General features: G+C 65.0%; 12 protein-coding genes. 8 read left to right on the top strand and 4 right to left on the bottom strand.

The annotated features are described in order from the left end of the window. Positions 1 to 315: 315 nt before the first annotated feature. Both ACYOEI_RS26095 and ACYOEI_RS26090 read right to left on the bottom strand, forming a co-directional pair. Positions 316 to 567, bottom strand: a complete 252-nt coding sequence (locus ACYOEI_RS26095; protein WP_462852569.1) for a hypothetical protein — start codon at positions 565 to 567, stop codon at positions 316 to 318. A 233-nt stretch (positions 568 to 800) separates the two neighbouring features. Continuing rightward, positions 801 to 1,736 (bottom strand): diguanylate cyclase, encoded by a 936-nt coding sequence (locus ACYOEI_RS26090; protein WP_462852568.1) that lies wholly within the window; start codon positions 1,734 to 1,736, stop codon positions 801 to 803. 807 nt (positions 1,737 to 2,543) lie between these two features. On the opposite strand from ACYOEI_RS26090, the gene ACYOEI_RS26085 reads away from it, so the two are divergent. Further along, on the top strand, positions 2,544 to 4,208 hold the full coding sequence (locus ACYOEI_RS26085; protein ID WP_462852567.1) for an AMP-binding protein: 1,665 nt from the start codon (positions 2,544 to 2,546) through the stop codon (positions 4,206 to 4,208). 139 nt (positions 4,209 to 4,347) lie between these two features. On the opposite strand, the gene ACYOEI_RS26080 is transcribed toward ACYOEI_RS26085, so the two are convergent. Both ACYOEI_RS26080 and ACYOEI_RS26075 read right to left on the bottom strand, forming a co-directional pair. Beyond that, a complete protein-coding gene (locus tag ACYOEI_RS26080; protein WP_462852566.1) occupies positions 4,348 to 4,818 on the bottom strand; it encodes a VOC family protein in 471 nt (156 codons plus the stop codon). Positions 4,819 to 4,998: 180 nt separating this feature from the next. Continuing rightward, the gene (locus ACYOEI_RS26075) at positions 4,999 to 5,442 is read right to left on the bottom strand and encodes a DoxX family protein (RefSeq protein WP_462852565.1); all 444 of its coding nucleotides are present in this window, start codon (positions 5,440 to 5,442) and stop codon (positions 4,999 to 5,001) included. Between the two features lie 143 nt (positions 5,443 to 5,585). On the opposite strand from ACYOEI_RS26075, the gene ACYOEI_RS26070 reads away from it, so the two are divergent. From ACYOEI_RS26070 to ACYOEI_RS26040, 7 genes are all read left to right on the top strand, one after another. Further along, positions 5,586 to 6,887, top strand: coding sequence for a protein kinase domain-containing protein (locus ACYOEI_RS26070; protein ID WP_462852564.1), 1,302 nt, complete (start codon positions 5,586 to 5,588; stop codon positions 6,885 to 6,887). After that, positions 6,888 to 7,358 (top strand): hypothetical protein, encoded by a 471-nt coding sequence (locus ACYOEI_RS26065; protein ID WP_462852563.1) that lies wholly within the window; start codon positions 6,888 to 6,890, stop codon positions 7,356 to 7,358. A 233-nt stretch (positions 7,359 to 7,591) separates the two neighbouring features. Continuing rightward, entirely contained in the window at positions 7,592 to 8,464 is an 873-nt protein-coding gene (locus ACYOEI_RS26060) for a prephenate dehydrogenase (RefSeq protein ID WP_462852562.1), read from the top strand. Positions 8,465 to 8,712: 248 nt separating this feature from the next. Continuing rightward, positions 8,713 to 11,592 (top strand): phosphoribosylformylglycinamidine synthase subunit PurL, encoded by a 2,880-nt coding sequence (gene purL / locus ACYOEI_RS26055; protein ID WP_462852561.1) that lies wholly within the window; start codon positions 8,713 to 8,715, stop codon positions 11,590 to 11,592. Between the two features lie 59 nt (positions 11,593 to 11,651). After that, complete coding sequence (locus tag ACYOEI_RS26050; RefSeq protein WP_462852560.1) at positions 11,652 to 12,485, top strand: NYN domain-containing protein; 834 nt, start codon at positions 11,652 to 11,654, stop codon at positions 12,483 to 12,485. A gap of 2 nt (positions 12,486 to 12,487) precedes the next feature. After that, on the top strand, positions 12,488 to 13,261 hold the full coding sequence (gene purQ, locus ACYOEI_RS26045) for a phosphoribosylformylglycinamidine synthase I (protein WP_462852648.1): 774 nt from the start codon (positions 12,488 to 12,490) through the stop codon (positions 13,259 to 13,261). Between the two features lie 99 nt (positions 13,262 to 13,360). Then, positions 13,361 to 13,588, top strand: coding sequence for a DUF4058 family protein (locus ACYOEI_RS26040; protein ID WP_462852647.1), 228 nt, complete (start codon positions 13,361 to 13,363; stop codon positions 13,586 to 13,588). The last annotated feature ends 39 nt before the right edge of the window (positions 13,589 to 13,627 follow it).

The following is a 13,627-nucleotide window of genomic DNA, read 5'->3' as shown; positions in this document are numbered from 1 at the left end:
CCGGCCGAGGGCGGCGGGATTCAGAGGATGCGCCCCGAGAATCGGGGAGAGGAACGGACCGAGAAGCCTGATCCGGGCCTGGAGGCGTTCTACGAGCCCCGGTCACACCGGGACACTAACTTTGACAAGGGGTCACCGCCGGGCCGACTGGTCGGCGACCACCAGGACGAGGACGACGAGCCCTGCGGCGAAGCCTCCACGTGCCAGGGAGCGGCCGAGGGGGAGAGGCCGAGTCGGCGTAGGACGGGAACGCCGACGGCCCGCTGCCGGGAGAGGAGCGGGCCGTCGGTGGGCCACACGAGCACGGCCCGTCGGTCAGATCGAATTCAGGGCTGCGACGATCCGCGGGTCGATCGATGAGATGCCGCCCCAGGCGGTGGGTACGCCGTCGGCCCACGACTCGAAGTCATCCACGAGGTTGCCAGGGTGCTGGTCGCTATGGTCGAGGAAGCGACGAAGGATCGTCCCGAGCTCGTCGCGACGGCGGAAGATGGCGCGGACGACCTTCCGAGCATCGGTCTCGCCCGGGCCGGCGTAGCCGGTCCACTTCGAGAGGCGGATCGCCAACGGCCTGCAACGGAAATTGTCACAAATTAAATTAAATGTGTTAGTATTTTGAGGTTTAACTAGTGAAATTGTATTGATTTTATTGGTTTCGCCCGGCTTCGCCGTGCATCGTACCGCGGTGGCGCGGAACTTGATCTTTGCGGTTGGGGAAAGCAGGTCGCAATCGATCGGCGACGCGCTCGACGAGAGGCTATCCGTCGAGCGGGATGCCTATCGAACTCGAGCCCGATGCGTCAGGCTTCGTTGGGATGGAGATCACCCGCCGGGGGAGTGGCGAGAGATGCGGAGCGCGACACGCGGTTTCGACCGGACCTCTTCGATTGGTAGAGGGCCTGGTCGGCCAACTCGACGAGCGCGGAGCTGGTGGGCAGGTCGGCGTCGGCGGTCGCGATGCCGAGGCTTACGGTGACGGCCCGATGTGGCCAGGGGTGTCGCTCGATACGTCCGCGGACCCGCTCGGCGACTCCCATGGCGTCGGGACCGAGGGTGGAGGGCAGCAGGATGGCGAATTCCTCACCGCCGTAGCGGGCAACCACATCGGGCCTGCGCGTGGATTCGGCGAGCAAGTCGGCCACGGTGCGGAGGACCACGTCCCCAGCCTGGTGGCCGAAGGTATCGTTGTAGCCCTTGAAGTGGTCGACATCGAGCAGGATCAAGGACAGGGGATGGCCCCGTCGGCTCGCGAGGGCGAAGTGCAGTTCGAGGTCTTCTCGGAACCGGCGGCGATTCTTCAAGCCGGTGAGATCATCGAGGCTCGCGAGCTCGATGAGCTTTTCGTTCTGCCGCGCCAGGGCTTCATGGACCGCCAGGATCCGTGCGGCGATTCCCAGACGGACGGCGAGCTCATCGGGATCGAAGGGCTTGATCAGGAAGTCGTCGGCGCCGGCGCGTAGCCCCTCGAGGCGATCCTCCCGGCTGTCCTTCGAGGAAAGCAGGAGGATGTAGGTGTAGGCGTTGTCGGATTCCTCGCGAATCGTTCGGCAGAGTTCCAGGCCGTCGAGGCGAGGCATGATCCAGTCGGAGATCAGGACCTGGGGACGTGCGACGAGCCAAGCATCCCAGGCCTCGGCCCCGTCGAGAGTCACGGTGACTTCGTGGCCAATCTTCTCGAGGGCCCGACGCAGGAACCTGGCGGCCGTGGGGTCGTCCTCGGCGATCAGGATCCTCATGTCCGGCATCCGATTCGGTCTGGCGAGGGCATGGGGCTTCTCGTGGTCCCCTTCGGAGAAGGACGAGGCCTAGGGCCGACGCACCCACTCCGATCGATGAGTCTCGGGCCTGTGTACCGCACCGGATGAGCCTCCGGGGTCCGAGATCAGGCGGACGCCGTTGAGATGAACCCCTACCGCTTGATCAACACCTTGATTTTCATTCTCAACCCCACTTCCGAAACAACTGTGAATCCTGATGCGACCAACCTGTCGCGTCAAGTCTCAAGGCTCCAGGCGACTCGGAGCCCGGTTCGATGGCACTCGCCAAGGGTAGATGTAAAGCAAGGGGCATGCCAAGAAGGCCAATTCCCCCAGGAATTTGGGGGACGGAGCTCGGCTGACGATTTCTCGAAAAGGCACTCTTATTTTAGCATGCCGATCCGCGGTAGCGAGAGTCTAGCCAACACTTGGCGGTATCAGGGTGTGATCTTCCGTTTGATCGCCACGTTTGGTCCCGTTTCGAGGCCTGCGACGTGCGTTGTGGCCAGTGCTTCGGAACCGGCGAGATGATGTCGACCAGGTCGATGGCATGGCCGTTGGAGGGGCGTCCGATTCGGTGATGCGGCGAGGTGAGCGGGGCGGTCGCCGCTCGATGCGAGGGCCGGATTGCCTTTGGTGGCACACCCAAGAAAAATTCGCGCAGGAATCCTTTGTGTGGCGTGGGCGGGTGGCGTACAGTGTCGACTCGCTCCCTCCTCACGTATGGATGATTCAGGGCGGCCGAGACGGCCCACCGGCGCGAGGCCGCGATTCGAGAGACCGTGCATGAGCCCCGAAACTGCCGTCGGGCCTGCCAAGGCTGCGCAGGCAAAACCCTTGTATCCGTTCCCCCCCTTGCCCGAACATTGGCGATCGCTCGCGAGGGCCTTCGTCCACTCGGCCCGGGAGAACGGGGCACGTCCCGCGGTCAGCGATAGCACAGGGGCGAGCTTATCCTTTTCCGAGACTCTGCTCCGGGCCCTGGTCCTGGGACGTTACCTCTCGAGGACGCTCGGCCCCGCGAAGTACGTCGGGTTGTTGATCCCGCCGACAGCCCCCGCCGCGGTCGCGAATCTCGCACTGACGCTCTGGGGCAAGATCCCCGTCAATCTCAACTATACGGCGGGTCAAGACCTGATCGACTCGTCGATCGCGCAATGCGAGATCACCCACGTCCTGACCTCGGCGAAGGTGCTCGATAAGTTCAAGGTGAGGCCGAAGGGGACGCTCGTCTTCCTGGAAGACATCGCCAGGCAGATCCGCCTGGCAGACAAGCTATGGGCGGCGGCGGTCGCGAAGTTCGCCCCGATCGGGACCATGGCGGCGTTCCTCCCCGGCCTTCGGGACGAGAACCTCGACGACACCGCCACGATCATCTTCACCTCGGGCTCGACCGGCGACCCCAAAGGGGTAGTCCTCTCTCAGCGCAATATCCTGAGCAACGTCCACCAGTTGAATCATCATCTGGTACTCCTCCCGGATGAGTCGGTCCTGGGAGTCCTGCCGTTTTTCCACTCCTTCGGGTTCACGGTCACGATCTGGACGCCGCTCTGCCTCGGGAAGCGGGTGGTGTATCACATCAATCCGCTCGATGCGAAGATCATTTGCAACCTCTGCGAGAAGCATAAGGTTACCCTGCTCGCGGCTTCGCCGACGTTTATGCGTGCCTACCTCCACCGGTTCGAGCCGAAGCAGTACGCTTCGCTCGTCCACGTGGTCCTCGGGGCGGAGAAGCTCAAGCCCGAACTGGCCGGCGAGATTCGCGAGAAGCTCGGTTTCGACCCGCAGGAAGGCTACGGTTGCACCGAGCTCTCGCCCGTCGTCTCGGTCAACCTCCCGTATGACAAGGTGCTCCCCGATGGTCGGACCGTGAAGGGCAACCGGATCGGTACCGTCGGGCTCCCGGTGCCGGGGACGGCGATCAGGATCGTGGACCCCGAGACCGGGGCGGAATTGCCCGGTGGGGTCGAGGGGACAATCCTGATCTCCGGGCCGCAGGTCATGGTCGGTTACCTCAACCGTCCCGAGGCGACCGCCAAGGTCCTGAAGGACGGTTGGTACAACACCGGCGACCTCGGCTATGTCGATCCCGACGGGTTCCTCAAGGTCACCGACCGGCTCAGTCGGTTCTCGAAGATCGCGGGGGAGATGGTGCCCCACCTGGCGGTCGAGTCGGCGATTCAGGAGGCGACTGGGACCGACGATCAGGTCATCGCGATCACGTCCATCCCCGACCCCAAACGCGGGGAGCGACTCTGCGTCATCCACACCCCGGTCCTCGGGATCGCACCGGATGAGGTCGTGAAACGTCTCAATTCAGGCTCGATGCCCCGACTCTGGATCCCCTCGGCCGAGGACTTCGTCGAAGTCGAGGCGATCCCGATTCTCGGCACCGGCAAGATGGACCTTCGCCGACTCAAGGCCTATGCCCTGGAAAGACTGGTGAAGTAAGCGATCGGGGCCGTCATCCCTGATGCAGGCCCATCAGAAACGACGAGACGGACGATGGTGGGAGGTCATCTCATCTCCATCGTCCGTCTCGGATCGATTCTTCTGGCTTTTGAGCGACCGAGAGGTCTGGGGCCAGGGCTCAACTGCCGCAGGGCGCCCCGGCGAAGGCGGCCGCCATCCGTTCCTGCAACTGTTCGGGCGCGACGTCCTCGAGGTGCGAGGCGATCGACCAGTGGTGCCCGAACGGATCCACGAGCCTTCCGTAACGGTCGCCCCAGAACATGTCGGCCGGCGGCGCCGTGGCCGTCGCGCCCGCCTCGATGGCCCGCTCGAACGCGGCGTCGGCGTCTTCAACATAGAGGTGCAAGGTCACCGGCGTTCCGTTCTGCGGGGCATTCGAGCCGAATTCGGGGAAGTCGTCCACGAGGAAGACCCTCGAGGTGCCGACCTGGATCGCGGCGTGGATGAGCTTCGAGCCGTCGGGCCCCGGGATTCGGCAGATCTCCTCGGCCCCAAAGGCTCGCTTGTAGAACTCGATCGCTTCCGCGGCCCCCTTGACGATCAGGTGGGGCGTGACCGAGTGGAACCCTTCCGGAATCGCGTTCGACATGACGTCCTCCCTGTAACTCTTTCGGGATGGTGAACCTGTCCACACGGACAGATCTCGTTTCCAACCCTCAGCACGGTAAGGATCGGCATTTTCTCGACGCTTGTACAGTAAAACCGGAAGGTGTCGAGGACGTCTACCGCTTACGGGAGCCGGGATGCAAGCGACTCCACTCGAGCGGAGCTAGACTTGCTCGTCGGTGTTTCGTTCGCGGCCGATTCCGGGGGTGTCGGCAGGTCGGCCCTGACTCCGAGGTCTCGTGTAGGCCCATGCCCAGGCGATGAGCACGGCCTGCAATGGTAGTCGTGCGAGCAGGAGAGACTTCGGGACAGAGAATTGCTCCGCATGTTGATACATGAAAAGATTGGCCGGGAAGACGGCGATCAAGAGCGCGACGAGGCCCCAGGCGGCCGGGCGTGAGGTCTGCGGCACGAGGAGGAGGATCCCGAGCAGGATTTCGAAGACGCCGCTCAACAACACAAGCTCACGATGCCAAGGTAAATATGATGGCATGATGCGCATGTAGAGATGGGGTGACACGAAATGCGCGACGCCACCGAGGATGAACAGGACGGCGAAGGTCCACCTCCCGAAGCTCCTCAAATGAGACCATGCTCGGCCGGTCATCGGTCCTCGTTCCTTGTGTTGCGGGTCGTGCGGGGCCCGGCGTCGAATCTTGGATTCCTTAAGAGACCAGTAGTTCCGAACGGGTTCCGCCGCGTGTAGAATAAATCAGAGGTCAGTCGTTCGCCACGCATTCGGAGCGCCGGATGGAGGTCGTCCTGCGGATCACATCGGGTCCGTGCTTGGGCCGGGAGTTTGCCCTCAACGGCCGGGGTACGGGCGTGGTCGGCCGATCGTCGAACGCCGGTTTTGCGATGCAAGAGGATCGGCTCCTTTCCCGCGAGCATTTCCGGATCGATCTGAGCCCACCCCACTGCATCCTGCAAGACCTGGGCAGCACGAACGGGACCAAGGTGAACGGCCTCCGCGTCGAGTCGGCCCCGCTTCGCGACGGCGACGTCATTTTCGCGGGCGAGAGTTCGTTCGTCGTGGACGTCGAACGGACCGACATCGACGGGATCAAGCCTCTCGTCTGCCTCGGGTGCGGTCGGACGGCGAGGAAACAGGCCGGCGGCACCTCCAGGGAGGAGATCGCGGCGGGTTGGCTCTGCGACGATTGCGCCGAGATCCGCCGCCGATTCCCCCCGACGCATCCCGACTATTTGATCGAACGGCGGATCGGGGCGGGGGGGATGGGTGAGGTTTTCCTCGCCCGACAACTGTCCGTCAACAGGCCGGTCGCGATCAAGATGATGACCCCGACCGGGGCCGCGGCCGAGCGGGCGAAGGATTACTTTCGGCGCGAGATGCTGGTCCTCAAGGACCTCCTCATGCCGACCGGCCAGTGCCATCCCAACGTCGTCGCCTTTTACGACATCTTCGAGATCGACGGCCAGTTCCAGCTCATCATGGAGTACGTCGCGGGACGGAACGCCTTGCAGTGGATTGGCGGCCTCCCCGGGCCACTCACGGTCACCTCGGCGGCGAGGATCGGCCGGCTGCTCCTCTCCGCGCTCGATTACGCACACTCCCGGGGTTACGTCCACCGTGACATCAAACCCTCGAATATCCTCGTGATGGGGCCTCCCCAACGCCCCCAGGTCAAGCTTTCGGACTTCGGCCTGGCCAAGAGCTTTCGCGAGAACGAAGGGTTCGTCGGCCTGACCCACCAGGGGGACATCGGGGGCTCGGTCGGCTTCCTCTCTCCCGACCACATCCGCGACTTCCGCGACATCAAGGAAGCGGCGGACATCTACAGCGCCGGGGCGACCCTGTATTATCTCCTGACCTTGCGATACCCCTACTTCGACTTCGACCCGAGGCGGAGCGATGCCTACCGGATCATCCTCGAGAACCCGGCGGTCCCGCTCCGTGCTCATCGCCCGGACGCCCCCGAGGGGCTCGACCGCGTGATTCGAAAGGCCCTCGAGAAAAATTCTCGGGACCGCTGGAAATCGGCCGCGGCGATGTCGGAGGCCCTCCGCCCCTTCCTCGACGGGAGTAATTGAATGTTCGGCCGCCGACGATTGCGCCCGCGCCGACTGGTCCGTTGGTTGGAACGCCGAGGTGCCGTTGCAGAACTTCTTGGCCTCGGATCGTCGGACCGAGAGGATCTTGTCTGGGAGGCCAGGAGTTTCATCGCTTCGGGGAGATATGCCGATGCGAACCGACTCGCGGAGCTGCTCGCGACCCTCTGGCCCGATGCCGATGTCGAGGCGGCGTTGATCCAGGGGGTCTGTTCGCAACTCCGAGGGGCCCTCGAGGTGGCCGAGGAGCGGTTCGATAAGGCCCTGGAGTCGGAGCCTGAGAACGTCTACGCGCTCGCCAATCGCGCCGAGGTCCGGCTCTTGAAGGGACGAAATCGCGAGGCCGCCGCCGATCTGGGGCGGGCCGAGGGCTCGGGGCTCTACCCTTCGATCGGTGTCGAGCTTACGAATCGGATCGCCCGGCTTCGCGAACTGGTAGAGGCAGAGTCGTGACCCTCTTGCCATGAGCCAGCGATCTCGCGGATCGATCAATCCGTTGGGGTCGTCCTCTCGCGAGTTCTGGGGATGAGCCATCCCTTTCGGCTGCGGCGTGAAGGCTACAAGGCCTTTCGCCTGGCGTCTCGAACGTGAACTTCGATGCTTTCTCGGCGAGACCATTGGACTCTGTTAAAATTCTTATTAAGATTATTGGTCCGGTCCTACCGCAGAGAAAGGGGTCAACAACTTTGGAGCGTTTCGACACCGTCGCGATCGTCGGAGTGGGCTTGATCGGTGGTTCGATCGGGCTGGCGCTCCGGACTCGAGGGCTCGCGGGTCGAGTCGTCGGGATCGGTCGCGATCAGGCGAGGCTCGCCGAGGCCGTGCGTCGAGGCGCGATCGATTCGAGCACGACCGACCTCGGGCGAGGGGTCGCCGAGGCGGATGTGGTCGTCGTCTGTACGCCCGTCACGCGGGTGGTGGACGACGTTTGCCTGGCTGCGGACTCCGGTCGACCGGATGCTTTGATCACCGACGCCGGGAGCACGAAACGAGCGATCGTCGAAGACATCGAGCGTCATGAACGGGCGCGCATGAAGTTCGTCGGTGGCCACCCGATCGCCGGTTCCGAGCGAAAAGGGGTCGAGCATGGTGACCCTCGCCTGTTCGAAGGTCGGGCCTGCGTCCTGACGCCCACGCCTCGCACACCCGCCGACCGTTTGGAACGGGCCCGGGAGTTCTGGGGGAGCCTGGGGAGTCGGATCATCGAGACGGACCCGGTCGCCCACGACCACGCCCTCGCGCTCACGAGCCACTTGCCCCATGCGGTCGCCGCGGCGCTGGCCGGGACGGTCCCCGTCGAGGCGCTCCCCATGGCGGCCGGAGCCTACCGCGACGGGACCCGGGTCGCCGGGTCCGACGCCGGGCTCTGGTCGGGGATTTTTCGAGCGAACCGCACTTCCGTGCTCGAGGCCATCGATCGTTTCCAGGAACGACTCTCCGAGCTGAAAGTCGCCCTCTCGGCCGACGATGACCGGGCGATCCGCGAGTGGTGGGACGCCGGCAAGGCCCGTCGATCCCGGTTCGACGCGGCGAATCGGGCCGGGAACGCCGACGCATGATTGGCCGGGCGCCATTGGATTTACTTATTCAAATGTAGTGATTGGCGACAAAATCGAACGCGAGAGCTCGAGTGAGGACCGTCTCCCGCCCGCAATCTTCGATCGTCCCCGAGTCGACGAGCTGCAACGTGGGCCCCGCCCGACCGGGTCGCCCCGCCGTGGGCCCGTCGTCGTGCGTGGGACCATCCCGAATACGCATTGACTTGGATTGATATCGACATCCTCTGTAAGGCGAGTGTTTGCACACTATGTTATGGCATTTGCAGATCGACCCTGCCGCCGGCCGGGCCGACAACGAAGGACGTCGAATCGCGAACGAGGCGGCCGAACTCGGCCTGCACGGCCCCTGGGAGATCGCCTCGAGCCGGGGGTTCCTCGTCGAGGGCACCCTCGGACGCGATGACCTCGGACGCGCGGCCGAGGCGATCCTCGTCGATCCGGTCGTCGAGACCTATACGATCCGTCCGTGTCAGGAGCCGTCGGGCGTTGGGGGGACCGTCGTCCACGTCCTGCCCAAGCCCGGCGTCACCGACCCCGAGGCCGAGAGTGCCCTGGCCCTCCTCGTCGACCTCGGCTTCGGCGTCGAGAACGTCCGGACGATCCGCACGTATCGGCTCGACGGCCCCAACGACGGCCTCTCCCGGCTCATCAGCCGCGTCCTCGCCAACGACGCGGTCGAGCAGGCCATCGTCGGCAACCTCCCGTTCGAAAAGCTCGGCCAAGGCCAGGCCTATCACTTCCGCCGCGTCGATGTGCCGATCCGAGGGATGGACGACGCAGAACTCGTCCAGCTCAGCAAGGCGGGGCAACTCTACCTGAGCCTCGCCGAGATGCAGCAGATTCGCGGCCACTTCGCCGACCTCGGCCGAGACCCGAGCGATTGCGAGCTCGAGACCCTGGCGCAGACCTGGAGCGAGCACTGCTCGCACAAGACCCTGCGAGGGTTGATCAAATTCGAAGGTGCGGTGATCTCGAATCTCTTGAAAGAAACGATCTTCGGCGCGACCCGCAAGCTCGACCTCGACTGGCTGGTCAGCGTCTTCGCCGACAACGCGGGGGTGGTCCGGTTCGACGACGATTTCGACGTCTGCTTCAAGGTCGAGACGCACAACCACCCGTCGGCCATCGACCCTTACGGCGGGGCCAACACGGGGCTCGGCGGCGTGATCCGCGACCCGATGGGGACGGGCCTCGGCGCCAAGCCGATTTGCAACACCGACGTCTTCTGCGTCGCCCCGCCCGACGTCGATCCCGACACGCTCCCGACGGGTGTCTTGCACCCGAAACGCGTGCTCAAGGGGGTCGTCGCCGGGGTCCGCGACTACGGCAACCGGATGGGCATCCCGACCGTGAACGGGGCCCTGGTCGTCGACCCGGATTACCTCGCGAACCCGCTGGTGTTCTGCGGCACCGTCGGGGTAATCCCTCGAGGGCTCTCGACGAAGACCGTCGAGGCCGGCGACCGGATCGTCGCCATCGGCGGCCGGACCGGTCGCGACGGGATCCACGGGGCCACTTTCAGCTCGGCCGAGCTCACGGGCGAGAGCGAGAGCCTCTCCGGCGGTGCGGTGCAGATCGGCAACGCGATCACCGAGAAGATGGTGCTCGACGTCGTACTCCAGGCGAGGGACCGTCGCCTCTTCCGCTCGATCACCGACTGCGGCGCCGGGGGCTTCAGCTCGGCCGTCGGCGAGATGGGCGAACACCTCGGAGCCCTCGTCGACCTCGACCGCGCCCCGCTCAAGTATGAAGGGCTGTCGTATACCGAGATCTGGATCTCCGAAGCCCAGGAGCGCATGGTCCTCGCCGTGCCTCCCGAGAACCTTGCGGAACTCCAGGAGCTCTGCGGCCGAGAGTCCGTCGAGGCGACCGACCTCGGCGAGTTCGTCGACACCGGTCGGCTCACGCTCCGCTATCAGGGGGAGACGGTCGCCGACCTCTCGATGGAGTTCCTCCACGACGGCCGACCCGCCGTCGTCCGCGAGGCAACCTTCACTCCTCCCCCGACCCGCGACGTCGTCTTGCCTCCCCACGGTGATCTCACGAAGGACCTGCTCGCGGTCCTCGGGACGTGGGACGTTTGCAGCAAGGAATGGATCGTCCGCCAGTACGACCACGAGGTCCAGGCCCGCACGGTCGTCAAGCCGCTAGTAGGCGAGAAAGACGACGGGCCCGGCGACGCCTCGGTCGTGCTCCCGGTGCGCGGCTCGACGCGAGGGCTCGCGGTCGCCTGCGGGATCAACCCGAGATACGGGCGCCTCGACCCGTACGCGATGGCCGGTTGCGTCATCGACGAGGCGGTGCGCAACTGCGTGGCCGTGGGGGCGGACCCCGACCGTATCGCGTTGCTGGACAACTTCTGCTGGGGTAACACCGAACGCCCCGAGACCCTCGGCTCTCTCGTCCGGGCCGCGCAGGGGTGCCACGACATCGCCCTCGCCTACCGGATGCCCTTCATCTCCGGGAAAGACAGCCTCTATAACGAATACACCCACGAGGGCCAGAGCCGAGCCATCCCTCCCACGCTGCTCATCAGCGCCATCGGCCAGGTCCCGGACGTCCGGCGCTGCGTGACGATGGACTTGAAAGAACCCGGCAACATCCTACTCATCGTCGGCCGGACCCGGCTCGAGCTTGGCGGGTCGCACTGGCTCCTCGCCCGAGGGCAGGACGGAGGGCGGGTCCCGACGGTCGAGCCGTCCTCGGCGATCCTCGTGTTTCGCTGGATTCACGAGCTGATCAATCGGGAACTGATCCGGGGCTGCCACGACCTGAGCGAAGGGGGCCTGGCGGCCGCCCTCGCGGAGATGGCCCTTGCCGGCGGCCTTGGAGTCCTCGCTTCGCTCGGCGGCATGCCTCGCGACGATGACGCCTCGAACGTCGCCGCCCTGTTGTTCTCCGAATCGCCGACGCGGTTCCTGCTCGAAGTCCGGCCCGAGATGGCCGACGCCCTCGTCGAAGAAGCCGTCGGCCGAGGTGTTCCCTGTGCACGAGTTGGGGAGGTCGTCGGACCCCCCGGTCGGGACGTAGCCCCTCGGCTTACCGTCCTCGGCCTCGACGGCTCGCCCGTCATCGAGGCCTCCATCGCCGACCTGAAAGACGCCTGGCAAAGCCCGCTCCGCTGGTGAGAGGGGTCGATCCCGCGGAGATGCCCGCAATGGGAGTTTTCGACAAAAAAGGATTCGTCATGCTAAGATTTATTACATTTGTCGATGGTTCGAACCTCGACGGGGTCCTCAAGCACCTCAACCTCCGCGTCGACGACTACGGCTCGTTCTATCGCCACGTCTTCGAACAGAGCGTCCAGTATTGGGGCCGTACATTCGCCGAAGGGTCGTCCTGGCCGACCGCGCAGCATTCGCGAATTTATTGGTATGTCGTCGGGAAGATGGATGAATGGGACCTGAACGACCCGAAGGCCGAGTCCCGCCTTCGTAGCCGGTTCGAGCTCAACCCTCGGCTCCGGGACAGCTACCTCGAGGACGTCAGCCGGCGGATGTCGGACCTGCCGATGGATCGTAAGATCGAAGAGGCGTGGAACCTCTGCTTCAACGAGACTCGCGACTGGTACGAGGGGAAGCGGCGGGCCCTCGAGCGCAAGAAGCGATTCTACCACGGCGTCCAGGCGGCGACCGACTTCGTCGAGATCCGCCAGGAAGGGCACTGGAAGGTCGACCTGCTCCACCATACCTTGAACGAGAAGGGGCTCGACACGAGCCTCGCGGTCGACATGGTGGCGCTCCAGGATACCTACGACATCGCTCTCTTGATCTCGGGCGACGCCGACGGGATCCCGGGTATCAACTACGTCAAGGGGCGCTCGAAGCACGTGGGCGTGACCGAGTTCCGTCGCGGAGCCCCGGCCGATTTCCCCGCGAAGGGGGCGTCGTCCCGGCTCAAGATCGCCGCCGACTTCGTCGTCCAGGTGTATGAGGCCGACCTGATCCGTCGCAATCTCGCCTACCGCGCCGAGGTGGATTACCCCGCCGCCTCCTATGTGCCGAACGAGGGCAATTATTGACCATGGTACGTCCCCGCGCGATCGTCCTGCGTGCTCCCGGAACGAATTGCGACGAGGAGACCTCGGCCGCCTGGCAGGCCGCCGGGGCCGACGTCGAGTCCTTGCACGTCTCCCGACTCCTCGAGGAGCCGGCGGCACTCGACCGGTTCCAGATCCTGACCCTGCCCGGCGGCTTCTCCTACGGCGACGACCTCGGCGCGGGCCGAATCCTCGCCACTCGGTTGGGGACCGTGCTCGACGAGGCCCTGCGCCGTTTCCACGAGCGAGGTGGGCTGATCCTGGGCATCTGCAACGGATTCCAGGTCCTCGTCAAAGCCGGACTGCTTCCGGGAGGGAGGTCTCCGACGACCGCAACTCTGACCCATAACGACTCCGGCCACTTCGAGTCGCGCTGGGTCCGACTGCTCCCCACGCCCGGGCTCTCCCCGTTCGTCACGGGCTCCGAGCCGATCGAGCTCCCTGTGGCCCACGGCGAAGGGAAGTTCCTCCTCGCTGACACCTCGGCGCTCGAAGTCCTCTCCGCCGCGGGGCAGGTCGTGCTCCGTTACGCCGACGACCAGGGCCGGCCCACCCAAGAGTATCCCGCGAACCCCAACGGATCTCCCTCCGCGGTCGCGGGGCTCTGCGATCCCACCGGCCGGATCTTCGGCCTCATGCCCCACCCCGAACGGTTCGTCATCCCGCAACACCACCCGCGCTGGACGCGTCGCCCTTCGGACGCACGGTGCGACGGTTTCGGGTTCTTCCAGAGTGCGGTCGATGCTTTGCGAGCGTGACGATTGTTCGGTTTTGCTGGAAATGTGAGGACACTCGACACGGTTTCCCAGGAGGATGAGGACCGTGGCCAGTCCGCCGGGGCGTTTTTTTAAGCCTTCATCTCCAGGGCCGGAGAGAGCTCGTATGCCGATGGCTATGCGTGGACAATCCGGCAGTCGCTCCCGACCTTCCCGATCCCATTGAAGCCTCCCGATCCCGAGATCTCATTCGATCTCGGGGACGTCTTTTCGAGGACGTTCGAGAGGGCCCGCTATGCGCGATCGTTGCCCTCGATGTATGCTCGGCCGCTCCGAGCACCCCTGTCGGACGACGATCATGGTGGGTGACGGCGCAGGTCGAAACGTCCAGGCCGACGCAAGCTTGAG

It is taken from the genome of Singulisphaera rosea, from assembly GCF_054877945.1.
This window is presented reverse-complemented; position numbering and strand designations above follow the sequence as displayed.